Source organism: Sanguibacter sp. 25GB23B1, assembly GCF_040012415.1.
Lineage (GTDB): Bacteria > Actinomycetota > Actinomycetes > Actinomycetales > Cellulomonadaceae > Sanguibacter.
Genome location: NZ_JBDYKL010000047.1, coordinates 1 through 24806 on the forward strand (window position 1 = coordinate 1; position 24806 = coordinate 24806).

23 protein-coding genes, 2 tRNA genes and 1 pseudogene are annotated in these 24806 nt (G+C 70.3%); 14 read left to right on the top strand and 12 right to left on the bottom strand.

What is annotated here, in order from left to right; all coding sequences use genetic code 11:
• The first annotated feature begins 150 nt into the window (after window positions 1-150).
• The 3 genes from ABKW26_RS18645 to ABKW26_RS18655 all read left to right on the top strand — a co-directional run bounded on the left by ABKW26_RS18645 (window position 151) and on the right by ABKW26_RS18655 (window position 2239).
• Window positions 151-1167, top strand: coding sequence for an aldose 1-epimerase (locus ABKW26_RS18645; protein ID WP_348595582.1), 1017 nt, complete (start codon window positions 151-153; stop codon window positions 1165-1167).
• Between the two features lie 64 nt (window positions 1168-1231).
• Window positions 1232-1305, top strand: a tRNA-Met gene (locus ABKW26_RS18650).
• Window positions 1306-1531: 226 nt separating this feature from the next.
• Window positions 1532-2239 (top strand): helix-turn-helix domain-containing protein, encoded by a 708-nt coding sequence (locus ABKW26_RS18655; RefSeq protein ID WP_348595583.1) that lies wholly within the window; start codon window positions 1532-1534, stop codon window positions 2237-2239.
• Window positions 2240-2400: 161 nt separating this feature from the next.
• Here ABKW26_RS18655 and ABKW26_RS18660 read toward each other — a convergent pair whose 3' ends face one another.
• Together ABKW26_RS18660 and ABKW26_RS18665 are read right to left on the bottom strand one after the other, a co-directional pair.
• Window positions 2401-3825 carry a multicopper oxidase domain-containing protein gene (locus ABKW26_RS18660; RefSeq protein WP_348595584.1) on the bottom strand — a complete coding sequence of 475 codons (1425 nt, stop codon included), beginning with the start codon at window positions 3823-3825 and terminating at the stop codon, window positions 2401-2403.
• On the bottom strand, window positions 3822-4958 hold the full coding sequence (locus ABKW26_RS18665; protein WP_348595585.1) for a hypothetical protein: 1137 nt from the start codon (window positions 4956-4958) through the stop codon (window positions 3822-3824). Before ABKW26_RS18665 ends, ABKW26_RS18660 begins: the two co-directional genes overlap by 4 nt.
• A 169-nt stretch (window positions 4959-5127) precedes the next feature.
• On the opposite strand from ABKW26_RS18665, the gene ABKW26_RS18670 reads away from it, so the two are divergent.
• The 4 genes from ABKW26_RS18670 (at window position 5128) to ABKW26_RS18685 (ending at window position 9206) form a co-directional block, all read left to right on the top strand.
• Entirely contained in the window at window positions 5128-5649 is a 522-nt protein-coding gene (locus tag ABKW26_RS18670; RefSeq protein WP_348595586.1) for a DUF2249 domain-containing protein, read from the top strand.
• A gap of 60 nt (window positions 5650-5709) precedes the next feature.
• A tRNA-Met gene (locus ABKW26_RS18675) sits at window positions 5710-5783 on the top strand.
• 184 nt (window positions 5784-5967) lie between these two features.
• Entirely contained in the window at window positions 5968-6612 is a 645-nt protein-coding gene (locus ABKW26_RS18680; protein ID WP_348595587.1) for a 3'-5' exonuclease, read from the top strand.
• A 116-nt stretch (window positions 6613-6728) separates the two neighbouring features.
• Window positions 6729-9206 (top strand): FAD-dependent oxidoreductase, encoded by a 2478-nt coding sequence (locus ABKW26_RS18685; protein WP_348595588.1) that lies wholly within the window; start codon window positions 6729-6731, stop codon window positions 9204-9206.
• A 73-nt stretch (window positions 9207-9279) separates the two neighbouring features.
• Here the strand turns inward: ABKW26_RS18685 and fucO are convergent, their stop codons facing one another.
• Window positions 9280-10431 (bottom strand): lactaldehyde reductase, encoded by a 1152-nt coding sequence (gene fucO, locus ABKW26_RS18690; RefSeq protein WP_348595589.1) that lies wholly within the window; start codon window positions 10429-10431, stop codon window positions 9280-9282.
• Window positions 10432-10592: 161 nt separating this feature from the next.
• Between fucO and ABKW26_RS18695 the strand changes: the two genes are divergently transcribed.
• On the top strand, window positions 10593-10859 hold the full coding sequence (locus tag ABKW26_RS18695) for a metal-sensitive transcriptional regulator (protein ID WP_348595590.1): 267 nt from the start codon (window positions 10593-10595) through the stop codon (window positions 10857-10859).
• A 54-nt stretch (window positions 10860-10913) separates the two neighbouring features.
• Entirely contained in the window at window positions 10914-11870 is a 957-nt protein-coding gene (locus tag ABKW26_RS18700) for a hypothetical protein (protein WP_348595591.1), read from the top strand.
• A 41-nt stretch (window positions 11871-11911) separates the two neighbouring features.
• Here ABKW26_RS18700 and ABKW26_RS18705 read toward each other — a convergent pair whose 3' ends face one another.
• The 3 genes from ABKW26_RS18705 to ABKW26_RS18715 form a co-directional block, all read right to left on the bottom strand.
• On the bottom strand, window positions 11912-12400 hold the full coding sequence (locus ABKW26_RS18705) for an SRPBCC domain-containing protein (protein ID WP_348595592.1): 489 nt from the start codon (window positions 12398-12400) through the stop codon (window positions 11912-11914).
• Complete coding sequence (locus ABKW26_RS18710; RefSeq protein ID WP_348595593.1) at window positions 12397-12747, bottom strand: metalloregulator ArsR/SmtB family transcription factor; 351 nt, start codon at window positions 12745-12747, stop codon at window positions 12397-12399. Before ABKW26_RS18710 ends, ABKW26_RS18705 begins: the two co-directional genes overlap by 4 nt.
• Window positions 12748-12824: 77 nt before the next feature.
• Window positions 12825-14630 (bottom strand): TerD family protein, encoded by a 1806-nt coding sequence (locus tag ABKW26_RS18715; protein ID WP_348595594.1) that lies wholly within the window; start codon window positions 14628-14630, stop codon window positions 12825-12827.
• A gap of 164 nt (window positions 14631-14794) precedes the next feature.
• Here ABKW26_RS18715 and ABKW26_RS18720 point away from each other — a divergent pair, with 164 nt between their 5' ends.
• The 5 genes from ABKW26_RS18720 to ABKW26_RS18740 all read left to right on the top strand — a co-directional run bounded on the left by ABKW26_RS18720 (window position 14795) and on the right by ABKW26_RS18740 (window position 18659).
• Window positions 14795-15217, top strand: coding sequence for a CrcB family protein (locus tag ABKW26_RS18720; protein WP_348595595.1), 423 nt, complete (start codon window positions 14795-14797; stop codon window positions 15215-15217).
• Window positions 15214-15588, top strand: coding sequence for a CrcB family protein (locus tag ABKW26_RS18725; protein WP_348595596.1), 375 nt, complete (start codon window positions 15214-15216; stop codon window positions 15586-15588). The genes ABKW26_RS18720 and ABKW26_RS18725 overlap by 4 nt, the downstream gene beginning before the upstream one ends.
• 21 nt (window positions 15589-15609) lie before the next feature.
• Window positions 15610-16602, top strand: a complete 993-nt coding sequence (locus ABKW26_RS18730) for an SDR family oxidoreductase (RefSeq protein ID WP_348595597.1) — start codon at window positions 15610-15612, stop codon at window positions 16600-16602.
• 433 nt (window positions 16603-17035) lie between these two features.
• Window positions 17036-18232 (top strand): N(5)-(carboxyethyl)ornithine synthase, encoded by a 1197-nt coding sequence (locus tag ABKW26_RS18735; RefSeq protein ID WP_348595598.1) that lies wholly within the window; start codon window positions 17036-17038, stop codon window positions 18230-18232.
• 181 nt (window positions 18233-18413) lie between these two features.
• Window positions 18414-18659, top strand: a complete 246-nt coding sequence (locus ABKW26_RS18740; protein WP_348595599.1) for a hypothetical protein — start codon at window positions 18414-18416, stop codon at window positions 18657-18659.
• A gap of 19 nt (window positions 18660-18678) precedes the next feature.
• Here the strand turns inward: ABKW26_RS18740 and ABKW26_RS18745 are convergent, their stop codons facing one another.
• From ABKW26_RS18745 to ABKW26_RS18770, 6 genes and pseudogenes are all read right to left on the bottom strand, one after another.
• Window positions 18679-19101 carry a DUF2185 domain-containing protein gene (locus tag ABKW26_RS18745; RefSeq protein WP_348595603.1) on the bottom strand — a complete coding sequence of 141 codons (423 nt, stop codon included), beginning with the start codon at window positions 19099-19101 and terminating at the stop codon, window positions 18679-18681.
• Between the two features lie 469 nt (window positions 19102-19570).
• A pseudogene (locus tag ABKW26_RS18750) lies at window positions 19571-20437 on the bottom strand (sigma-70 family RNA polymerase sigma factor); the annotation flags it as partial.
• Window positions 20419-20745 (bottom strand): YciI family protein, encoded by a 327-nt coding sequence (locus ABKW26_RS18755; RefSeq protein ID WP_348595604.1) that lies wholly within the window; start codon window positions 20743-20745, stop codon window positions 20419-20421. The pseudogene ABKW26_RS18750 and the gene ABKW26_RS18755, both read right to left, overlap by 19 nt.
• Window positions 20746-20750: 5 nt before the next feature.
• Complete coding sequence (locus tag ABKW26_RS18760; protein WP_348595600.1) at window positions 20751-21101, bottom strand: YciI family protein; 351 nt, start codon at window positions 21099-21101, stop codon at window positions 20751-20753.
• A gap of 97 nt (window positions 21102-21198) precedes the next feature.
• Window positions 21199-21360, bottom strand: coding sequence for a hypothetical protein (locus ABKW26_RS18765; protein WP_348595601.1), 162 nt, complete (start codon window positions 21358-21360; stop codon window positions 21199-21201).
• Between the two features lie 100 nt (window positions 21361-21460).
• Complete coding sequence (locus ABKW26_RS18770) at window positions 21461-24469, bottom strand: cellulose binding domain-containing protein (RefSeq protein WP_348595602.1); 3009 nt, start codon at window positions 24467-24469, stop codon at window positions 21461-21463.
• Window positions 24470-24806: the final 337 nt, after the last annotated feature.

Genomic DNA, 24806 nt, shown 5'->3' on the forward strand with positions numbered 1-24806 from the left:
GTGGTGCACCTGGTGGTGCACCACCGCCGTCGCTCTGTCGTCTGCGGTTCTCTGTCGTTCGCCACGCCCCGGCCCTCCTGAGCTCGCGGGAGCGGCGGCCGGCTGAGGGTGGTTTGCCTCGTGGGAGCGTGACCGGGGACGATAGGGCTCATGACATCGATGAACGACTCCGGGACCGAGCAGCCGAACTCCATCACCGACGGGATGCTCGGTGCACTGCCGACGAAGGTCCTCGTGCACGGCGCGAGCGGCGCGCGAGCCGAGATCCTCGTGCGGGGCGCCACGGTGCGCTCGTGGCTCGCCCCGTGGCACGGTGAGCTCGCGGAGCTCATGGACGGCTACGTGGACGAGGAGGACGTCGTCCAGCAGCAGGGTGGGCGCGCCGCGATCCTCTTCCCGTTCGCGAACCGGCTGCGTGACGACCGGTACACCTTCGACGGCGTGACGCGGGAGATGGGTCTGCAGTACCCCGCCGACAAGGAGGTCATCCACGGGTCGGCGCGGGTGACGGACTGGACGGTCGTCGACGAGGACGCGAGCGACCCGCGCGCGACGAGCATCACCTTCGCGTACTCGCTCCGTCCGGGGGACATCACGGACTACCCGTTCTCCCTCGACGCGACCGTCCGCTACGAGCTCACCGCGACGAGCCTCGACGTGGTGCTGTCCTACCGCAACGTCGGGGAGGAGCCTGCCCCGGTCGCTGCCGGGTGGCACCCGTACTTCCGGCTGCCCGGGCACGCGACGATCGACGACCTCGCGCTGCACGTCCCGGCGCGGACCGCTGTCGTCACGGACGACACGCTCGTCCCGGTGCCGGGCAACGCTGCGTACCAGCCGCTGCCGGAGGGTGTGCACCACGAGCGCCTCGAGGGCGTCGTGTACGACCACGCGTGGGACGACCTGGTGCCCGACGCCGACGGACGCATGCGGACCGTCCTCAGCGATCCGGGCACCGGAGACGGCATCGCGGTCTGGCAGACCCGGGGCACGCTCCTCGTCTTCACGGGGGACACCGTCCCGCGCCCGCGGACGTCGGCTGCCATCGAGTCGCTCGAGACCATGACGGATGCGTTCAACCGTCCTGAGCGTGACGCCGAGGTGCGACTGGATGCCGGTGCCGAGCGCACGTTCGAGTTCGGCGTAGAGGTCGTGCTCGGCCGCTGAGTCCGGCATCACACCGTCTCGGGTTTGGTCCTCCTCTCGATGTGTCGTAGGGTTGAGACATCGACGCGGGGTGGAGCAGCTCGGTAGCTCGCTGGGCTCATAACCCAGAGGTCGCAGGTTCAAATCCTGTCCCCGCTACACATGTCAGGCCCGGGATCTTCGGATCCCGGGCCTGACGCTTTTGTCTGATGAGCGGTGCTGTCGCGATGGGGCGTAGCGCCCACGACCCGGACACGATCGACGGCTACACGGGGCAAGCGTCGCCGCGTTCGGCGGGCCGTTCGTCCTCGATGGCGCGCGGGTGCCCGCGGTACCCTTTCTTCTGACGATCGTCGTTTCATCACGTCTGGCGGGAGGAGGGCCGATGCCCCGCAGTCTCACTGACGCGCCACCCGGTCAGCCGCTCGGGTCGCGACGGGCAGAGGTGCTCGAAAAGCTCCGTGCCGCCCGTCGACCGCTCGGCGTCCTCGACCTCGCTGCCGCGACCGGACTGCACGCGAACACTGCGCGCTTCCACCTCGACGGCCTCGTCGAGGACGGGCTCGCCACGCGGGAGATCGAGGTGCGGACGACTCCGGGACGGCGGCGCGTCGTCTATGCCGTGCACGGCGAGACCCCCGGTCCCAAGAGCTATAGCCTGCTGGCAGAGATGCTCACCGGGCTCGTGGTGAGCATGGGCGGTGGGGGAGCGCAGGCCGCCGAGGCCGGCCGCGACTGGGGTCGTCATCTCGTCGAGCGCGGCCTGCCCTCGCAGCGGGCGTCGGAGGAGGAGAGCGTCACGCGCCTGCAGCGGCTCCTCGAGGACGTCGGTTTCGAGCCGGAGACGGTCCAGGACGGGTCCGCGGCCGTGGTCAATCTCCATCACTGTCCGTTCCGTGACGTGGCGGTCCGGCACACGGACGTCGTGTGCGCGATCCACCTCGGGCTGATCCAGGGCGCTCTCGGCGAGCTCCGGTCTCCGTGGCGAGCCACCGGCCTGGAGCCCTTCGTCGAGCCGACGTTGTGCGTCGCTCGGCTCGAGAAGGGCACGGCTCCCGAGCTCCCCGACGAAGCGGCAGCGCCCGAGGGCTGAGGTTCAGGTCGTCGGTAGCGCCGTCGCCAGGAGGACCGCTCCGAGGGAACCGACGAGCGGCACGACGGCGAGCGACCGTGCGAGCGTCCGCCGACCTGCTCCACCCAGAGGATCGCGCCGAGCACGTGCACGAGCCGCACGATCGACCAGGCGGTGAGCACCTAGGACGCGTCCAGGATGCCGTGGGCTCCTCGCTCGCCGTCGACCATCGCGTGGTCGACGAACGTGTAGTGGCCGGCCTCGGGGAGAACGAGCTCGACGAAGCCACCCTGGGCGGGGGCGAGGTCGAGCACCTGTGCGAGGCCCTGCTCGGGGTTCCCGGGTCGCAGCAGGTACGCCCCTTCCTTGAAGACCGTGTCGAACTGGGCACCGACCACGTGGAACGCGGTGGGTCGTTGTGGTCCGGCGTCGACGACCCAGATCCTGATCCGGTCACCGGCGCGGACCGCGACGGGCGCGTGCACGTACTGGTCGGCGTAGCCGTTGAAGACGACGGCGCTGGGTGACTCCGCGGCGATCGCAGCCTCGTCCGCGGTGCCGTCCTGGGGTCCGAGGTAGAGCTCGGACTGGACGAGGACGAGCTCGGTGTCGACCGGGGCGAGGCCGGGCGGCTCGATGATGACGGCCCCGTACATGCCGTTGGCCATGTGGAGGGACATCGGCATCGTGCTGCAGTGGTAGAGCCAGGCGCCGGAACCGGTCGCGACGAACTGGTACGTCAGCTCCTCGCCTGGGTCGATCGTCCGCATCGGCTCGTCCGGAGCGAGGGCGCCGGCGTGGAAGTCGATGCCGTGGCCCATGCTGGCGTCGTTGGCGAACGTCACGGTGAAGAGGTCCCCGACGGAGCCGTGCAGCGTGGGGCCCGGTGCCGTCCCGTTGAACGTCCACAAGGTCTGGCGGACGCCCGGTGCAACCTCGGTCATGGTGTCGGTGACGACCATCCGCACGGTGTGCTCGGTAGCGCCAGACAGGGGTTCGAGCGTCGGGTCGTAGGGCTGCCAGTCCAGGCTCGGCACTGCGAGCGGATCGAGTGCGGCGGGCTCTCCGGCGACTGTGTCCGGGCCGGGTGTGTCGGTCATGTCGTGTCCCTCGGGTGAGGCGGGCGTGTCGCCTGCCGCGCCGGTGGTGTCCGCCGCTGCGGTCGTGACGATGTCGAGGGTCATGCCGGCCGCTCGGTGCCCAGGCACGGTGCACCAGGCTTCCACGTCGGCATCGACGGTGCCGAGGTCGAGCATCGCGGAGTCGCCCGTCGCGAGCATGGGAGTCTGCTGCCCCGTCGAGAGTGCGAGGTCATGGCGCATGCCGTCGGTGTTCGTCACCTCGAGGACGAGGTGCGTGCCGGCGGCCACCTCGATCACGGCCGGGGTGACGCGCATCCCGGCGAGGGTCACCTGGACCGTCTGGGTGCCGCTGGAGCCTGCCACGGTGGTCGGTCGCGTGTCGGGTGTGCCGGGGCTGGTGAGCGCGACCACGAGCGCGATCGCGACCAGCACCGCGCCGAGCGCGAGCCCGCCGAGCAGGCCGCCACGGTCGGAGGCAGGGTGCGCGACCGTCGTCGGCCCGGGTGGTGTCGTCGTGGTGCTCATCGCGTCCTCACCGTGCGACCGGCCCTGACGGCTGCGGTGGCCGAGACGACGAGGAAGAGCACGACCGCGACCTCTGTCGCGATCCCACCACCTCTCCACCAGGCCGGCGACCCGAGCGCGTCCCCGGCGACCAGACGGACGGCGAGAGCCACGTGCAGCAGGACGACGTGGGCATAGAAGGAGACGTGGAACGGCAGGCGCACTCGCAGGACGGCAGGGACGATGACGGGGGCGTGACCGAAGATCATCGACATGACGAAGCCGAGGAAGACTGCGTGCAGGGCGGCGTCGTACACCTGGAGGCTGGAGCCGAGGTCGCCCGCGACGAACCAGATGGTCCCGCCGATCGCCAGCCAGACGTAGCCGGCGAGCAGGCAGACGGCCATGAAACGCGTCACCCCGGGAACGCGGACGGTCCGGCGTGCCACGTCGTTCGATGCACCCCAGAGCGCCAGCGCGAGCATGCCGGCGCCGGCGAGGCGGGTTCCGAGGGTCGTCGTCGCGGGCGCGACCGTCGTGAGCACGAGGCCGGCGACGAAGAGCCAGCCCGCGGCGGTGAACTGCCGTACGGCTGCAGGGCGCAGCATGCCGACCCGGGCGAGCTCGAGACGCTCGCCGAGGATCGTCAGGACGAGGAATCCCGCGAGCCACGGGACCATCCGTGGTACCGGCCACCCGGCGAGCCACAGCACGGTCGCGACGTACCAGCAGAGTGCGCCGACAGCCATGACCCGCAGGTGGAGAGCGGGTTGGATCCGGTGCACCACGACGTAGACGACGAGGAGCAGCACGGCGGCCAGGCACAGGAGCAGGCGGCCGGCCATCGGCTGACCGAGAAGGAGCGCGAGGCCGCCGGCCCCCGAGGCGGCGGGTGCGGAGAAGCCCCAGGCCTTGCCGAGCGCGACGGATCGTTCCAGCGAGATGACGGTGCCGAGGAACCCGAGGGTGATGAGGGGTCCGTGGTCGGATGCGGTGGTGCTGACGAGGGTCGGCAGGGGGAGGCCGAGCAGGAGGAGGCCTCCCCACAGGGCAGCGAGGAGGCAGAGGAGTGCGGCGAGGAAGATCGGGATGCGACGCAGAGAGATCCGCTGCCCCGGGGTCCGGGTGCCCCTGGGGGTCGTTGCAGTCAGCATCCGAGTGCCGTCGGGGACGTGGCTGAGAGGGGGGCGAGAAGTCTCGACCTTGTGGAGCCGGAGTCCGGGACGGAGGGCTTGCGACGGGCATCATGCATGGGTGTAGTTTTCACTAGTGTCATTGTAAAAACAAGGCGTGTTCGTCTGTCCGACCATCCGAGGAGCTCCCATGTCACCCGATCCAGCACCGTCAGCCCCCGTCGACGTCGCGGAGTCGCCCGACCTCGACGTCCGCACGCTGCCGCACGCCTCACGCCACGACGTGATCTTCGCTCGCCTGGAGGCGCTCGACGAGGGCGAGACGTTCGTCATCCGCAACGACCACGACCCCAAGCCGCTGCGGCACCAGACGGAGGTCCTCTGGCCCGGGGTCTTCGAGTGGACGTACCTCGAGGCCGGCCCTCTCCGGTGGCGCGTCGCGATCACCCGTGCCGGCCGAGACCCGCAGCTCGTCGCCCCCGACCGCATCGTCGACGTCCGCACCGAGATCCCACGCGTGCGCCACGAGCTCATCTTCACCACGTTCGACGAGCTGCCCGTGGAGTCCGGCTTCGTCCTCGTCAACGACCACGACCCCAAGCCGCTGTACTACCAGCTGGCAGCAGAGAACCCCGGTCAGTTCACCTGGGAGTATCTCGAGGAAGGCCCGGAGGTCTGGCGGGTACGGATCGGTCGAGTCGCCGTCGTGTAGGTGCGAGACGCCCCGATGGCCGAGACGAGCCCGGCGATGGCGTAGGGTGGTGACTACCGACGCGGGGTGGAGCAGCTCGGTAGCTCGCTGGGCTCATAACCCAGAGGTCGCAGGTTCAAATCCTGTCCCCGCTACTTGTGAAGAACAGAAGGCCCTCGTTCCCTGCCGGGTTCGAGGGCCTTCTGCGTCGACCACCGGTTCGACGAGCCCGTCGACGACCTGCGGGGACCTAGGTCCCTCTCGGGTGACGTCTGCCTTCGGATGATGGGCAAGGTGTGCGACCGGAGCACGCGGACGGCGGCGGGAGGGCGTGAGCGTATGGACTTCGTGGCGATCGACTGGGAGACGGCGAGCGCGTTCCGCGGCTCGCCCTGTGCCGTCGGTGTGGTGACCGTCCGCGCGGGCGAGGTGGTCGAGTCCTGGGGGAGCCTCATGCGTCCGCCAGGTCCGCGCGGGCGCTTCGACCCCGCGAACACAGCCGTCCACGGTCTGCGTGAGGAGGACGTCGCGTCGTCCCCGACCTTCGAGGAGGTGTGGCCGGAGGTCGTGGCGCGACTCGTCGGGAGCCCGGTCGTCGCCCACAACGCCCGGTTCGACCTCGGGGTGATCCAGGCGGCGACGTGGAGCGCGAGGCTGCGCTGCCCACCGCTGACGTTCGGGTGCACGCTCGTGCTGTCGCGACAGCACTACGACCTGCCGTCCTACACGCTCGACTCCGTCGCGCGCGAGGCCGGGGTGGTCCTCGAGAACCATCATGAGGCGGTCTCCGACGCGATGGCGGCGGCTCTGGTGCTCCTGCGGGTCGCCGACGACCTGGGGACGGCGAGTGTGGTCGACACCTTCGCTGCCCACGAGATCGAGCTGGGGTGCACGGGTGGACCCGGGGCGCGTCCGTGCCGGGTCGAACGCCGTGGCGGCGCCGCTCCGCGTGCGACCGAGGACGAGCCTGCCACCTTGTGGTGATCGTCGACACGCCGATCTTGATACCCAAGGGGGTATGCGACCTACGTCCCTTGGGCGCGGTGTGACCGCCGCATAGCGTGGGAGACGCCCCGCTGGTTCAAGAGATCGGAACGCCCGTGAAGAAGATCGTCGTCGTCGGAGGAGTCGCTGCAGGCATGTCCGTCGCAGCCCGTGCACGGCGGCTCGACGAGCACGCCGAGATCGTCGTCTTCGAGCGTGGTCGGCACGTGTCGTTCGCCAACTGCGGTCTGCCGTACCACATCGGCGAGACGATCAAGGAGCGGGAGCGGCTGGTCCTGCAGACGCCCGAGAGCCTGCGGGAGTCTCTCGACATCGACGTCCGCAACGGTGTCGAGGTCCTCACGATCGACCGCACGGCGAAGACGGTCCACGTGCGCGTCGTCGAGTCCGGCGAGGAGTACGACGAGCCCTACGACGCTCTTGCTCTCGCCCCCGGCTCGGCACCGGTCCGGCCCGACCTCCCCGGCATCGACCTGCCGGCGATCCACGTCCTGCGGCGCATCGGAGACATGGACGTCATCAAGCGCGCCGTCGACGGCGCGGGTGGGAAGGACCGCGTCGGTGGGGCCCGGCACGCGGTCGTCATCGGCGCCGGGTACATCGGGCTCGAGATGGCGGAGAACCTGCACGCGCGCGGCCTCACGGTCGAGGTCGTCGAGATGGCAGACCAGATCCTCCCTCCGCTCGACCGCGAGATGACGACGTCGGTGGAGAACTACCTGCGCGCCCACGGGATCGGGCTCCACCTCGGGACCGCAGCGGCGGCCTTCTCGTCCCGGCCGGACGGTCGGGTGCGCGTCGAGCTGCGCAGCTCGACGGTCATCGACACGGATCTCGTCATCATGGCGGCGGGCGTACGCCCGAGCGCCGAGCTGGCAGCCGCGGCCGGCCTCGAGCTGGGGCCGCGTGGTGGGATCACGGTCGACGAGCACATGCGCACCTCCGACCCGGCCATCTGGGCCGCCGGTGACGTCGTCGAGGTCGCGCACACTGTGCTCCCGGACACCTGGCTCATCCCGCTGGCCGGTCCGGCGAACAGGCAGGGGCGGGTCGTCGCGGAGAACATCTGTGGTCGCGACACCGTCTACGAGTCGACGCAGGGAACCTCGATCGTCAAGGTCTTCGAGATGGTCGCCGGCGCGACGGGGGCGTCGGAGAAGCAGCTCGTCGCGGCCGGGATCCCGTTCCAGACCGCCTCGGCACACCCTCACGGTCATGCCGGGTACTACCCGGGCACGGCGATGATGCACGTCAAGATCCTCTTCGCGCCCGACGACGGCGCGATCCTCGGCGCGCAGGTCGCCGGCTTCGACGGTGTCGACAAGCGGCTCGACGTGCTGGCGACCGCCCTGCGTGCCGGGATGACCGTCTTCGACCTCGAGAGCCTCGAGCTCGCCTACGCGCCACCGTTCGGCTCCGCGAAGGATCCCGTGAACATGGCGGGGTTCATCGCGTCGAACGTGGTGCGAGGCGACCTCGAGCTCTGGTACGCCGGGGACTATCCGGACGCGACCGACGGGGCGCGCATCATCGACGTGCGCGGACCTGACGAGTTCGACCTGTGGCACCTTCCCGGCGCCGAGAACGTACCGCTCAAGTCGCTCCGCGAGGTGCAGGAGACGTGGGACCGTGCTGCGCCGCTGCGGCTGTACTGCGCCGTGGGCTTCCGGAGCTATCTCGCGTACCGTGCGCTCGTCCAGCGGGGGTTCACCGACGTCCGGACGCTGTCCGGCGGGATGACGACGTTCCGGGCGTTCCACGATCTCGCGCCGAGCGGGGTCGACTCGGTCGAGCCGGTGATCTCCTACGCCGAGAGCGTGCACGAGAAGGCGGCGCACGGCAGCGGTGTCCTCGTCGACCTCGATTGTGCAGGTCTCGCGTGCCCGGGGCCCATCATGAAGCTCCAGGAGACGATCGCGGGTCTGGCCCCGGGTGACGAGGTGCTCGCCCACGTGTCCGACGCCGGGTTCCGTCTCGACGCTCCCGCCTGGGCGCTGAAGAACGGGCACCAGGTGGTGTCGATGACCCCGGAGGGCCCCGGCTTCGCGGCGCGCATCCGCAAGGGTGGCGCGCAGGCCTTCGCCGTCCCCGCGCGGGGGACCAAGGACAAGAAGTCGCTCGTCGTCTTCTCGGGAGACCTCGACAAGGTCCTGGCCGCGTTCATCATCGCGAACGGTGCCGTCGCCATGGGCGAGGAGGTGTCGATGTTCTTCACGTTCTGGGGCCTCAACGCCCTGCGTCGACAGGACCCGCCCAAGGTGCGCCGAGCGCCCGTCGCGCGGATGCTCGGCGCGCTCATGCCGTCCGGACCCGGGTCGATGAAGCTCTCGACGATGCACCTCTTCGGGGGCGGTACCGCGATGATGAAGAAGATCATGCGGGACAACCACGTGCCGAGCCTGCCCGAGCTCATCGCGTCCGCACAGGCCGGTGGTGTCCGGCTCGTGGGCTGCACCATGACGATGGAGCTCCTCGGCATCGCCGCAGAGGACCTCATCGACGGCGTCGAGCTGGGCGGCGTGGCGACCTTCCTCGGTGACGCGTCGGAGTCGAACGGGACGCTCTTCGTCTAGGACTCTCGACGACGAAGGCCCCGGGGGGTCGCCCCGGGGCCTTCGTCGTTGCGCTCCTCCGACGGGCCGCCGTTCAGAGGAGAGACCGGTAGAGCGCCTCGATCTCGGCGACTGTCGCCGGGCGCGGGTTGCCGCCGGCACAGACGTCGTCGAACGCCGCCTTCGCGAGTGCCGGGACGTCCTCCTCGCGGGCGCCGATCGCGTCGAGCGTCGTCGGGTTGCCGAGGTCTCGGGTGAGGGCGGTGACGGCGTCGACCGCGGCGGCCCGGGCGTCAGGGAGCGGGGCGGTCGCCGCGTCGGGGACACCGAACGCGGCCGCGATGTCGCGGTACTTCTCCCCGGTGTGCTCGGCGTTAAATGCCATGACGGTTGCCAGGAGGATGCCGTTGGCCACGCCGTGCGGAGCGGAGTAGAACGCGCCGAGCGGGTGTGCCATGGCATGCACCAGGCCGAGGCCCACGTTCGAGTAGCCCATGCCGGCCACGTACTGGGCGAGGGCCATCCGGTCGGCGGCAGCGGGGTCGCCGTCGGCGGACTCGCGGAGCGAGCCGGCGATGGTCTGGATCGCCTTGAGGTGGAAGAGGTCGGAGAGCTCCCACGCGCCGGCCGTGGTGTAACCCTCGATCGCGTGGGTCAGGGCGTCGAGCCCTGTGGCGACCTTGAGCGCTCGCGGCGCGGAGGCCATCATCTCGGAGTCCACGACCGCCATGACGGGGATGTCGTGCGGGTCGACGCAGACGAACTTGCGCTGCCGCTCGGTGTCGGTGATGACGTAGTTGATGGTCGTCTCCGAGGCGGTGCCCGCCGTGGTGGGCACCGCGATGATCGGGACCGACGGGTTCTTCGTCGCCGCGACGCCCTCGAGCGACCGGACGTCGGAGAACTCGGGGTTGGCGACGACGATGCCGATCGCCTTGCAGGTGTCCTGCGGTGACCCGCCGCCGACGGCGACGAGCACGTCGGCACCTGAGGCCCGGAACGCCACGACCCCGGCCTGGACGTTCTCGATCGGCGGGTTCGGGACGACGTCGCTGTAGATCTCGTACGGGAAGCCCGCCGTGTCGAGCAGGTCCGTCACGCGACCTGTCACCCCGGCCTCGACGAGCACCGCGTCGGAGACGACGAGCGCCTTCGTGAAGCCGCGTCGAGCCAGCTCCCCAGGGATGACCTCGATCGAGCCTGCGCCGAAGTAGGCGGTCTGGTTCCAGATCATGCGCTGCGCCATGAGGACGCCTCCTTGCGTCGGAATGAATCGATACAACGATCACAGCACCCACGAGGAGCGCAGTCCCAGGGCGAAAGTCCCAGTCAAGAAGCCCAGTACCTCCGGGGGTATCGTTGCTCTGTGGCCACGCAGTGCTCGACGGCCAGACGAGAGGCAGGACGATGGAGCTCGATCGCACAGAGATGACCAAGGTCATCAACCGGCTCAAGCGCGCGCAGGGCCAGCTGGCCGGCGTGGTGCGCATGCTCGACGAGGGGCGCGACTGCGAGGAGGTCGTCATGCAGCTCTCCGCCGTCTCGCGAGCGCTCGACAAGGCGGGCTTCGCGATCATCGCCTCGGGGATGCGGCAGTGCCTCGTCGAGTCCGACGGCGACACGGAGACCCTCGACGTGCAGAAGCTCGAGAAGCTCTTCCTCTCCCTCGCCTGAGCGTCTCCGTCCGGCAGGGTGCCGCGGAAGGCGCACGGGCGTAGCATCCACAATATGAGATCTGCCGAGTATGACGCCTTCGGACCGTGGATCGTCCCGGTCGGTTCGCTCGACCTCGTGCCACCGCTCTACCGCGATCATCCGCTCGACCTCGAGCGCGCTGTCACAGTGCTCAAGGTGCCTCGGAACATCACGCGGCGCGACGCGACACCGGACATGGATCTCTACGACCATCTGATCGTCGTCGAGCCGGACCGGGTCGAGCTGCTCAGCCGGTCTCCCGGCGGCTACGACGTCCTGACGGTCGAGCACTCCCAGATCGCGGCGATCGACTACGGAGCCGACCTCCTCGACGGGTGGCTGACGCTCTTCGCGACCGGTGCGGCGGAGGTGGCGGTCGACGCCGCCGGTGCGGCGCGCCCGGCTCTCGCGCTCAGGTACAACGCCTCGTCCGAAGGGATCGTCGACGGGCTCGTCGCGACGCTCCGGCGGCTCGCGCTGGGCGCGGACCGCACGAACCACACCACGAAGCCCGACGGTGCCGCGTCCGGGCACGGGATCTCCCTCGGTCTGCTCGACCTCGGCGAGCGCGACGTCGGTCTCGTCACCGCCCAGCACGCCCTCGTCCGAGCGGAACCGGATGTCCGCGTGCTCGGCTTCCATGCGCGGCGGACGGTCACTCCCCGCAGCCGGGAGATGGTCGGACGCATCGTCGACCTCGTCCTGCCGTCGACGCTCCAGGCCGGCATCGTCTGCGCGAGCGACGGAGAGCTGCACGTCCTGCGCCGTCGGCGGTGGGTCACCCGGTCCCGGCGGCCCGAGCACTCGATCGGTCGGACGGTCCTGCTCCTCGAGCGGTGCGGGGGAGCGTCGGTCCGCGACGACGAGACGTTCGTCGGCACGCGTGTGTTCTCCGTGCCGGTGGGGGGCTCCGTCATCGACCTCGTCGTCCCTGCGGGCTCGAGCTCCGAGCGCGCGCTGAGCGACCAGCTGGCGGTGCCGCTGCGCTGAGCGCGGCGGCACCCCGTGGGTCTCGGCGTGCGGCCGAGCCCTCAGGTCTCGGCGAGGATCGCGTCGATCTGGCCCATGGCCTCGGTCATGCCCTCGACCATGCCCATGTTCGTGAGCTGTTCCATGTGCTCCGTGCTGGCGAACCGCGACGTGATCGACATCCGGGTCCCGTCGGTGGTGTCCTCGAGCTCGACCTGGGCGCGGACGACCGGCATGGTCGCGTCGCGGTCACCGTTCTCGTCGGCGAAGCCGTCGTCGAACTCGAAGGTGCGCGGGGGCTGGACGGCGACCGTCTCCCACCACCCGTGGGCCTTCTCTCCCTCAGGGCCGGTCATGTAGTACTCGGAGATGCCACCGAGGACCATCTCGTGGCGGGTGAACGTCGCGGGCCAGGTCGGCGGGCCCCACCAGCGCTCGAGCTGGCGGGCGTCGGCCCAGACCTGCCAGACGCGGGCGGGTGGCGCCGCGAAGTCCGCGACGATGGTGAACCTCAGGGCTTCCGGATCCTTCGTGGTGCTGACGACAGTCATGGCACGTCTCCTTCCGTGGGTTCTGCGAGGATCTCGTCGATGAGACTGATCCGGCCTCGCCAGATCGCCTCGTACTCCCCGAGCAGCCTCGCGGCGGCCCGGATGGTCTGCACGTCCCCGGTGACGAGCTGTTCACGACCACGCCGTTCCTTGCTCACGAGCTCGGCTCGTTCGAGCACCGCGACGTGCTTCTGGACTGCGGCGAACGTCATGTCGTAGCGGTCGGCGAGAGCGGACACCGACGACTTCTCGCGGAGCACGCGTGTGACGATGTCACGGCGCGTAGCGTCTGCGAGGGCCGAGAAGATCCGGTCCACCGATGTCTCGTCCACCCGATGCACAACCATGTGGTTGTACGTTACCGGGGTCAGAGGTGCCCGGCAAGGGGGGAGAGGGGCGATCGGGGGGCGTCGCCCGAGAGAAGTCAGTCCTGCGACACGTCGACTCCGTGGCGAGCCGCCAGCGCTGCGAGATCGGTCTCGAAGCCCTGACCGACCGCCCGGATGCGCCAGGTTCCGCCCCGGTCATAGATCGCGGCGAGGACCAAGGTCGACTCGATGCTCGCGGCATCGATCACCGAGCGGACGAGGGGAGCACCGTCGGGGTCGCGCAGGACGAGCTCGATCGGCCCGAGATCACCGAACGTGCCTGCGCCGTCGATCGACGCTGCAACGATCACCCGGTGCTGGCCGTGGGGAAGCAGGCCCGGTCGAATCTCGACGAGAGCCTCGTCCCGTGTCTCGAGGACCAGGTCGAGCGCACCCGACGGGTGGGCTGGGCTGTTGAAGAAGCAGAAGTCGCTGTCGTCGCCCACCTGCTCGGTCTCGTCGACGACGAACGCCACGACGTCGACGGCGCACCGGTCGCCGAGCCTCTCGTCCCATCGGACGCTCAGCTGCCACCGATCATGGTCCGGGAGGTCGACCACGGCTCCACGCGCGAGGGTGACCGAGGACGTCGGGATGCTCGCGGAGGCCGTGCCCGCGGTCGGCGGAGCGCTCCCCGGGACGGAGGTGCTCCGGGCAAGGTCGTGCGGATCGAGCTGCCCGAGGCCGAGCGCGGTGACTCGAGACCACCGACGATCCAGCCGGGCATCAGCGAGCTCGACGACGTCCGTCACGCTGGCAGAGAGGTTCACCGCGACCTGCCCACCGAGGTCGATGATCCTCGCCCGGAGGTCGACAGCCCTCTCGTGCGGTCCCCCCAGGATCAGGACGCGTCGGCCGTGCAACGGATCATCGGTGGGCGCTGGGACGGCGGTGCGTGGCGCGGCAGCGCGCGGTCTGGTCGGAGGCGTCGTGGACCTCGGCGTCCCCGGCGAGACCCGCCCGAGGAGGGCCGTGAACTCATCCTCGGACAGGATCGACGTCCCGTTGGCACGCGCAGCGTCGGCCTTGGTCGAACCGGACCGACGATCGTTGGTGACGAGCACGCTCGTCCGGCCGCTCACGGAGCCCATCACGTCCAAGCCGCGCGTCGTTGCAGACCGTGCCAGGTCGTCGCGCGACTGCCTCGTCGGACCCGTGAAGACCACCGTCATTCCCTGGACGAGAGGAGCTCCCTCGGCGCGTCTCCCAGGATTCACCCATGGGCACGCTTGGCGCCGCGTCGCTTCTGGGGGGCGGTTCCGGCGACCGCGTGACGGCGACGAAGCCGTCACGACCGGGAGCGTGAGGTCGAGTCGAGCGGCGGCGACGAGCGAGTGACGCAGGATCTCGGTCGTCACACGGGTGTCGTCGACCGCGTCGTGTGCGCGGTTCTGCTGGACTCCCCAGTACGCGGCGACGGACGCGAGGGAGAGCCCGGCGGAGCCGATGTCGAGGCGCCGGGACAGCGACATCGTGCACAGACGGCCGGTCGCGGTCAGCGGCTGGTGTGCGCGGTGGGACTCGGCCTCGAGGAACCGCCAGTCGAACGAGGCGTTGTGAGCGACGAAGACCCGTCCGCGGACCAGGTCGCTGACCTGCGCAGCGATGTCCTCATATCGGGGAGAACCCGCCAGTCGCTCTCGGGTGAGCCCATGGATGTGGACCGGCCCCGGGTCGCAGCCCGGGTCCAGCGTCTGGGACCAGGCGCCCTCGAGGTCCCCTCCAGGGCTGAGCTGCATGACGGAGACCTGCAGCACGCGGTCACGCGCCGGGCTCAGGCCGGACGTCTCGACATCGACGACCGCGTACCCGTGTCGGTAGCGTTCGGCGACCGCGGACGGAAGCGGTCCGTCGTTCTTCACGTCGCCCTGGACCGGTCGCGGAACGAGATCTGCATGCACGGTCCATCGGCGTGCGACGGCTCGCGCTTGAGCGGAGCGTGCGGGCCGTCACGGCCGGTCGCGCATTCGCGTCTACGCTGGTCCCGGTTCTTCTCGGTGGTGGTGATGAGACGGAGGTGGTCGGCATGGCGCGCCCGGTCCATCTCGATCCTGTCCTCGTCCTGATCGTCGCCGCCGGTGGGACTCTCGGGACCGCTGCGCGCTACCTGCTCACGACAGCCGTCCACCCCCAGGCGGGCTGGCCGGTCGCGACGCTGGTCGAGAACGTCGTCGGGGCGTTCGTCCTCGGTGCGCTCCTCGAGACCCTCGTGCGCCGCGGTGACGAGACCCCGGGCGTGCGGAGGGTGCGGCTCGGTGCAGGCACGGGGTTCCTCGGAGGGTTCACGACCTTCTCGTCCTTGGCGATCGAGACCGAGCGGCTCCTCGTCGACGGAGCGGTCGGCACGGCTGTCGGCTACGTGTCCGTGAGTCTCGTCCTCGGCTTCCTCGCGTGTCTCGCAGGCGTGGTCCTCGCCGCTGCTCGTCACCGCCGGAGCGTCGCGCCGTGACGCTCGTCCTCGTCGCACTCATGGGCGGGCTGGGCGCGGCGGCGCGCTTCGTCGTCGACGGCACGATCCGGAGCCGGGCGAGGGGTGCGTTCCCGGTCGCGACCGTCACCGTCAACATCACCGGCTCGCTGCTCATCGGGCTGCTGGTCGGCGCCTCGATGTTCGGCGACCTCGGGCACACCGCCCTGCTCGTCGGCACCACCGGGTTCTGTGGCGGGTACACGACCTTCTCCACCGCGATGGTGGACACCGTCCGTCTGGTGCAGACCGGTGACCACTGCCGGGCCCTGCTCAACGCCGTCGGCACGGCGGTCCTCGCCGTCGCGGCAGCCTCGCTCGGAATGCTCGTCGCTCAAGGGGTCTTCCGCTAGCACCGTGGCTACGCTGGAGCGATGACTGCACTCAAGGTTCTGTTCATCGGTGGTAGCGGCGTCATCAGCTCGGCGAGCTCTCGGCTCGCGGTGGAGCGCGGCATCGACCTCCACGTGCTCAACCGGGGGGAGAGCCGCGACCGGCCGCTGCCGCCCGAGGTGACGCAGCATCGGGGGGATGTCCGGGACGCGGCGTCGGTGCGCGCCGCGCTCGGCGACCACGACTTCGACGCGGTCGTCGACTGGGTGGCGTTCACCCCCGAGCACGTCCGTGCCGACATCGACCTGTTCACCGGCCGCACGGGCCAGTACGTCTTCATCAGCTCGGCCTCGGCCTACCAGACGCCACCCGCGCGCATCCCCGTCGTCGAGTCCACGCCCCTGCGGAACCCGTTCTGGCAGTACTCGCGGGACAAGATCGCGTGCGAGGACCTGCTCGTCGCCGCCTACCGCGAGAGCGGGTTCCCGGTGACGGTCGTCCGTCCGTCCCACACGTACGACAGGACGCTCGTCCCGCTCGACGGTGGCTGGACCGCGATCGAGCGCATGCGCCAGGGCAAGGAGGTCGTGGTGCACGGCGACGGCACCTCGCTGTGGACGCTCACGCACCACGACGACTTCGCCCGGGGCTTCGTCCCGCTGCTCGGTCACCCGCGTGCGGTCGGCGACACGTTCCACATCACGTCCGACGACGCCCCGACGTGGAACCAGATCACGCTCGCGCTCGCGGGGGCGGCAGGTGTGGACGCGCGGATCGTGCACGTGCCCTCCGACGTGATCGCCGCGGCCGACCCCGAGTGGGGAGCAGGCTTGCTCGGCGACAAGGCGCACTCCATGGTGTTCGACAACTCCAAGCTCCGGAGCATCGTCCCCGAGTTCCGTGCGACGATCCCGTTCGAGCAGGGTGCCCGAGAGATCGTCGAGTGGCACGACGCAGACCCGGCCCGACGGGCGGTGGACGCCCGTCTCGATGGAGTGATGGACCGGCTGGTGGAGAGGTTTCGCGTGGCGTGACGACGCCTCACCGACCGAGGGTAGGTGAATCCTCAGGTCCCGCTCGTGCGTGCCGATACGGAAGGTGGCGCACCTCTGCGCCACCTGCGCCTTCGGCGGTGCAGCAGAAGGCTCGGAGCTCACATGGCCGGCGTCATCGTCCGTCGACCGATCGTCGACGATCTCGCCCAGCGGCGCGTGCGATGACCGGCGCAGACATCGTCGCCCAGCTCGCGCTCGGCACGATCTTCTTCATCGTGGGGGTCGGCCTCATCCGCATCGTCGCGTTCCTCCGCGGAGATCGCGACTGACGTCTCGCGGGTGAAATCATGACGTATTCTTGAAGGAATGATGCCTTTTCGGCATCGCCTGAGGGAGTAGAGATGACCGTCCGGTCCTCGCACCACCGCCGTCTTGACCACTGCATCACGATCTCCGCGACCGGAGTAGCCCTGTGAGCGGCGGAACAGGTCTGATGCTCGGGATCCTCGGCGCGTCGAGCAAGCCCGACGAGCGTCGCCTCCCCATCCACCCCGCGCACCTCGACCGGATCGATCCGGCGCTCGCACGCCGGATCACCCTCGAGAGCGGGTACGGGGAGCAGTTCGGCGTGAGCGACGACCAGCTCGCACCGCTCGTCGGCCGGGTCGCGGGTCGCGCCGAGGTGATCGCCGGCGCAGACGTCGTGCTCCTGCCGAAGCCGCAGGCTCACGACCTCGCCCTCCTGCGAGACGGCCAGACGCTCTGGGGCTGGCCGCACTGCGTCCAGGACCGCGAGATGACCCAGCTCGCGATCGACAAGCGGCTCACCCTCGTCGCCTTCGAGGCGATGAACCACTGGGCGAGCGACGGCCGCTTCAGCCTGCACGTGTTCCACCAGAACAACGAGCTCGCCGGGTACTGCTCGGTGCTCCACGCCCTCCGGCTGCGCGGGTCCACCGGCGACTACGGCCGCCGCCTCACCGCCGTCGTCATCGGCTTCGGGGCGACCGCCCGCGGTGCCGTCACAGCGCTCAAGGCGCTCGGGGTCCACGACCTCCAGGTGCTCACGCACCGGGACGTCGCAGCAGTGGGGTCCCCGATCCACTCCGTGCAGATGACCCAGTTCGCCCAGGACGACGACGCACCGTTCCTCAGCCACGTCTGCACCGAGGACGGTCGTGTCCCGCTGGCGTCGTTCCTCGCTCGCAGCGACATCGTCGTCAACTGCACGCTCCAGGACCCGAACGCGCCACTGACGTACCTGTCCGAGGACGACCTCGGAGCATTCCGCCCCGGGAGCATCGTCATCGACGTCTCCTGCGACGAGGGGATGGGATTCACCTGGGCCAGGCCGACGACGTTCGCCGAGCCAATGTTTGAGGTCGGGGAGACCATCTCCTACTACGCGGTCGACCACAGCCCGTCGTACCTGTGGAACTCGGCGACGTGGGAGATCAGCGAGGCGCTCCTCCCGTTCCTCGGGACCGTCCTCGGTGGGCCGGCTGCCTGGGCCGCCGACGAGACGATCGCTCGCGCGATCGAGATCCGCGACGGCGTCGTGGTCAACCCCGCGATCCTCGCCTTCCAGGGGCGCGACGCGCAGTACCCGCACCGTGAGCTCGCGTCGACCGACGCCTCGAGCGGACCTGCGGGCGTGCCCGTCTCGTAGAGTGGCGGCACCCGGACGGGGGACGACAGAGGCGTGACGTGCCCTGCGAGCCCTCGTGGACCGACTGGTTCGCGAGCTCCATCGACGTCATCCTCCACCACGCCCGGATCGCGCAGGAGACAGGCTGCGAGATGGTGTGCATCGGGTGCGAGATGGTCCAGACCGACCGTCGCGAGTCGCAGTGGCGACAGCTCGTCGCCGACGTCCGCGAGAGCCGTTCTTCTTCATGGAGGCGGGGTGCCCCAGCCGCGAGGGGTCTCCCGAGCTGCCGAACGACCGGTCGATGCAGGGGCGACCGAGCGAGGACGCGCAGCGCGAGTACGACGAGGCGATGCTCGGCGCCGCCGAGAAGCGTCCGTGGGTGGGCGGCTTCGGCAAGCAGGCCGAGTCGACCGTCCGGGAGCACTACGCCCGGCTCCTCGGCTGAGAGGCCCGGCGCCCGGCCGCTACGCGGGTGAGTCCTGCTCGTCCGGGTCGTGCTGGCTCGGAGCGTGCTGCTCCGTCTCCTGCAGGTGGGTGATCTCCTGGCCCGTGATGTTGTCGAGGAAGTGCCGGCCACCGTTCTCGACGACAAGCTGGAGGTCGCTGCCGACCGGGAGGTGGTAGATGCTGAAGACCGCAGGCTCGATCGCAGCGACGGTCGTGAAGTCGAGCGTCACCATGTTCGCCGGGTCGTCCGCATACGCGTCGTCGTCGATCGCGGACAGGAACCGCCACCCGCTGTCGGCCGGATGGGCAGGCTCCTCGCGCAGGAGCCACTTGATGCCGCTGGTCCCGTCGAGGATGCGACGGGACACGACAGCTCCGCCGGCGTGCTCGACGAACACGGGGGAGCTGAGGTGATCGGTCACGGGGCGTGACGCTATCACCGGGGCAGGGTGCGCGCCCGGCGAGCCGGGGCGAGGCTGCCCCGGTCAGGTCACGGTACCCCTGACCTCGACGGACGACCTCGGCGAGTCTCCGCTCGAGATACGTGCGCTCCGGTGCGGTGCGTGCGAGGTCGACCGCGTCCGCATAGCGCGCCGCCGCGGCGTCCCAGTCGCCGAGCCGACGGTGCAGGTCCGCCTGGGCTGCCGGGAGCAGGTGGTAGCCGGGGAGGTCGAGCGTGGAGAGCAGCTCGAGACCCGCCGCGGGACCGGCGTCGGGTCCGCGAGCGAGCCCGATCGCGATGGCGCGATTGAGTGCGACGACGGGCGACGGGGTGGTGAGCAGCAGCTCGTCGTACAGGTGCACGATGCGGTCGAAGTCGGTGCTCGCGGCGTCCGGTGCGGTGGCGTGGCAGGCGGCGATCTCTGCCTGCAGCCGATAGGTGCCGGTCGAGGGACGAGAGCGGCCGAGCAGGGTCGTGGCCTCCGCGATGGCGGACGCGTCCCAGCGCGACCGGTCCTGCTCCTCGAGGGAGAGGAGCCCGCCGGCGTCGTCGACCCTCGCCGCGTGGCGCGAGTGCTGCAGCAGCAGGAGCGCGAGCAGCGCGACCGCCTCTGGCTCGTCCGGCATGAGGTCCACGAGCATCCGCGCGACGCGGATCGCCTCCTCGGCGAGGTCGACGCGCACGAGGGAGTCGCCCGCCGATGCCGCGTATCCCTCGTTGAACAGCAGGTACACGACGGCGAGCACGCCGTCGAGCCGCTCGCCGAGCAGGTGAGCCGGCGGGACCCGGTAGGGGATTCCCGCGCGGCGGATCTTCGCCTGCGCGCGGACGAGCCGCTGCGCGAGGGTCGGCGTCGGCACGAGGAAGGCTCGCGCGATCTCCTCGGTGGTGAGTCCCGCGACGGTGCGCAGCGTGAGTGCCACCCGTGCCTCGAGGGAGAGGGCCGGGTGGCAGCAGGTGAACACGAGGCGGAGCCGGTCGTCCTGGATCTCCGGGTCGTCGGGGGCGCCAGGGTCCCAGGCGCCGAGCTCGTCGAGCATGCCGCGCTCGTTCATGATGCCGACCTCCCGGAGCTTGCCGGCCTCGGACGCCGCCCGCCGCAGCCGGTCCACCGCGCGGTTCCTCGCGACCGTCGTGAGCCATGCGCCCGGGTTGCTCGGGACGCCGTCGCGCGGCCAGCGCTCGAGGGCCTTCGCCATGGCGTCCTGCGCGCAGTCCTCGGCGAGCGACCAGTTGCCCGTGACGCGGATGAGCGTGGCGACGATGCGTCCCCACTCCTCCCGGTGCGCACGGGCGACGGCCGCGGCCGCGTCGGTCACTCGTCGCTGCCCCACAGTGCGCGGACCTCGAGCGCCCCGAACCGTGCCATCGGGTGGGTCGCCGCGATGGCGACCGCCTCGTCGAGGTCGGCGACCTCGAGGATGGCGAAGCCCGCGATCCACTCCTTGCTCTCGGTGAAGGGCCCGTCCGTGAGGACCAGCCTGCCGCCGCGCTCCCGCACGGTCGTCGCGTCCTCGACCGGCTGTAGCCTCCGCCGGTGCAGCAGGACGCCGTGCCGTTCGAGGTCGGCGTCCCACTCCGGTGCCGTGTCCTCGGCCGCGACGTACGGCTCCCCGTCGGTCGTCACGACGACGGACATCATGACCTTCACGGTCGATCCTCGGCGAGGTCGAACGGCCACGTCGCACGCACCTCGATGCGGCCGAAGCGCGCCATCGGGTGCGCCGCCGCGATGGCGATCGCCTCGTCGAGATCCGTTGCCTCGATGAGGTCGTAGCCGGCGATCCACTCCTTCGACTCGGTGAAGGGTCCGTCGGTGACGATGCGCTCGCCCGCGCGCACCCGGACGGTCCGGGCTTCTTCGACCGGGCGGAGCCGGTCGCCCTGCAGGCGTCGACCGAGGCCGTCGAGGTTGGCGACCCACTCCGCGATGTTGTCCTCGGCCTCGACGTACGGTTCCGCGTCGGGGTCCGTGGCGATGAACAGGATGTACTCCATGAGCTCCTCCAGTGTGCCTGCGGTTGCTGGTGACGTTACGTGAGGACGACGAACGGGCGACAGCCCTTTCGACAGGTCGTCGACGAGTCTGTCGTCGTCACAGGATCCTGACGAGGACGACGGTCGGGATTCTGTGGGAGGTCGTCGCTCCCTCCTTCTCGAGGTGGAGCCAGAGCTCCCGCTCCAGCTCGAGCCGCCGTTCCGGTGTCGGGTGGTTCGCCGCGCGTGCGGCTCGGATGCGTGCCGACAGTCCGTGCATGATGCCCTCGCTCTCCGCCTCCCGGTCGGGAGGCGCTCACGAGAGCGACGAACGGGCTGCCACCGTCTCGACAGGTGGCAGCCCGTTCGTCGCACGTCCGTCAGCCGGTGGTGCAGCCCGCGCCGTTGAGCGTGAATGCCGTCGGGGCCGGGTTGGTCCCCGTGTGCGTCCCGTTGAAGCCGACCTGGACGCTCCCTCCAGCGGGGACGGCACCGTTCCACGACTGGTTGGCGACCGAGACCGTCGAGCCTGTCTGGGTGAAGATGGCCGACCATCCCTGGGTGACGGTCTGGCCCGCCGGGAACGCGAAGGCGAGGTTCCAGCTCGTGAGCGGCGCCGCTGACGTGTTGGTCATCGTCAGCGATCCTGTGAAGCCGGTGCTCCAGGCGTTCGTCGAGTACGCCACGGTGCAGCTGCCGACGGGTGTGGTCGGGGCTGTCGCGGTCCGCGTGGTCAGCGCAGCAGACGGGGTCGAGACGTTTCCGGCGCGGTCCTTCGCCCGCACCGTGAAGGAGTACTCGGTGTCGGCCGTGAGTCCGGTGACGGTGTAGCTCGTCGTCGGCGACGACCCGATCTTCACGGCACCCTGGTAGACGTCGTAGCCGGTCACGGCGACGTCGTCGGTCGAGGCCGTCCAGGCGAGGGGGACGGAGGTCGCGGTCGGCGTCCCGGCGGTCAGCCCCGCGGGTGCGCTCGGGGGAGCGGTGTCCGGGGTCGGGTCGGTCGGTGGGTCGGTCGGGTCGGTGGGATCCGTCGGCGGGTCCGTCGGGTCGGTTCCGTCGACGTCAGGGTCGCCCACGACGATGCCGCGGCCGTTCGTGCCGACGTAGACGCGACCGTAGACGTCAGGGTCGCCGGTGATCGTCGAGCCGGTCCAGGCCCACTGGTGCTGGTCGTCGTTGATGCGGACCCACGTGGTGCCCGCGTCGTCGGAGCGGAAGATGCCGCGGACTCCGTCGATCTTCGACGAGGTGTAGACGGCCGGGTAGGAGGCGCCGGGCGCGGCCTTGCCGAAGCCGATCGAGTCGCCCTCCTCGACACCGTCGACCCTCGTGAAGGTCGCGCCGGAGTCGGTGGAGCGCCACATGCCGTAGGCACCGGTGGTGGTGCCTCCCGCGAGCCACACGTCGCCCTGCTCGCCGGGGACCGCGGCGAAGCGGACGTTGCCGGTCGCCGGGAGCCCGGCCGCTGCGGAGGCGGTGAACGTCGCCCCGCCGTCGGTGCTCACGTAGAACGTGCCGGCGCTGTAGCCGTAGAACGTCGTCGGCGAGACACGGTCCGCCTCGACCCGGGCGCCGGCGGGGATGCCGGTGGAGGGTGTCCACGTCGACCCGAGGGTCGTGGAGACGTGGACGCCCGTGCCCTCGGGGCTCCACACGATCGCTCCGCCGTCGGCGCCGACGGCCACGGTGCCCGCCGCCGTGACGCCGGCAGGCTGCTGGCCCGCCCACCAGCTCGAGCCACCGGTCGTCGAGATGCCGATGTGCGACTCGACGGTCCCGTCGACGGCCTGTCCGACGCGGACGATCGTCGAGGGGGCGAGCCCGGCGTAGTCGAGGCTCGTCACCGTGCCGTGGTACGGCTGGGTGTACATGGCGTCCGGCACCTCGGTGATGTCCGGGTGGACGAACCCGCCGATGTCGCCGAGCCCCGAGACGAGCTCGACCGCACCCGGGGGAGCGATCAGGTCGAGGACCGCGGTCTCCTCGATGCCCTGCGCCTTGACGGAGATGTCGACCGTGCCGCCGTCGTCCCAGTCGGTGAGGTTCGTGCCGCCGTAGACGGTGGCTCCGGTGCCGTAGTAGAAGCGGTCGGAGTCGAAGGGGTCGATCTCGAACGACTCGGCCATCCAGCCGAGCTTCGGGCTCGTCTCCGGCGGTGCGGGCTCGTTCCCGAAGGTCAGCCACGGCGCGCCGCTGATGTCCTGGGTGTAGCGCTGGGTCCGCTCGGGGTAGGCCGCGAACTCCCAGATCTGGGTCCACGTCTCCCCGCGGTCCGTGCTGCGGAAGATGTTGATGTCCGGCCACCACGCGACCTGGGTGGTCACCATGATCGTGTCCGGGTCCGCGCGGTCGATCGTCAGCCCGGAGTAGCCCCAGCCGGCGTCGGTGCTCGACGACGGGACCGGGCTGACCTGCGTCCAGGCGTCCGTGGTGAGGTCGAGCCGCCAGACGTCTCCCTTCGCGCCGTCGTACGGCCCGCCGGTGTCGGAGGTCGCGATGTAGAGCTGTTGGCCCTCGTGGTCGATGACACCTTTGTGCGCGAGGTAGCCGGTGGGCTGACCGGGCACGCTCTCCCACGTCGCGCCGCCGTCGGTCGAGCGGTAGACGGGGTTGTCCTGGTCTGCGACGCCGACGTAGATCGTCTGGGTGGTCTGACCGGTCGCCCCCGTCGTGGGGTCGAACGTCACCCATGTGACGCCCTGGTTGTCGGCGGTGTAGTCGTAGCTCGGGTCCTGGACGTAGTTCCCGGCGTTGGGGAAGGTCGTCACCTGCGCCCAGGTCCCCCCGTGGTCGGTGCTCCGCCAGAGCCCGTTGCCGCTCTCCGCGCCGTAGTAGAGGACCGCGTTGTCGTTCGGGTCGATCTGGAGGCGTTCACCCATGCCGCGTCCGGGCATGTTCCCACCGACCTTGAACGGCAGGACGGTCCGTTCCCAGGTTGCCCCGCGGTCGTCGGACCGCAGGATCGCGCCGTTGTTCGGGTCCCAGCTGTTCGTGTACGTGCCGGCGGCGACGTACACCCGGTCCGGGTCCACGGGGTCCGTGGCCAGGCTGAGCACCCCGCTGTAGCTCCAGTCGGTCCACCCGACGTGGTCGAGGAGCGGGACCCAGCGCTGCGTCGTCGGGTCGAGGCGGTAGGCGCCGCCGATGTCGGTGCGGGCGTAGACGAGACCGGGCTCGCTCTGGTTGAAGATGATGGCGGGGACGAACCCGCCTCCGACGATCTCGACGTTCCCCCAGTCGTACGCCGTGCTCGCGGCGGCGGTTCCGGTCGTGGTGGTCGTGGACCCTGTCGTGGCCGAGCCGGGCTGGGTGGCGGAAGCCACTCCCACCCCGCAGGCGAGCAGGCTGAACGTGGCGATCGGTACGACAGCAGATAGGACGCGCATCCGTGTCACTCCCTCGTGTCAGACGGTGTACCTCCGGGCGGACCGTGCGACGGTGCACGGTCCGGGAGGTCACCTGACGGTAGCGAAGCGCTTCGACGAGTCCAACGCCCGAAACGTTTAGGAATGCCCACCCACAGGTCTCGGGAGGTGCGGGCGTCGCTCGCGAGCGTCACAGCGTCACGTCGTCCCGCCGCTCAGGCCGAGGACCGCCGAGGGAAAGGGCGGTGCCCGTGACCCGCTCGAGTGTCGAGGGGCCACGGGCACCGGTGGTGCTGTGCTGGGGTGGTGCAGGTGGTGCTAGCTGCAGGTGGTGCCGTTGAGGGTGAAGGTGGTGGGT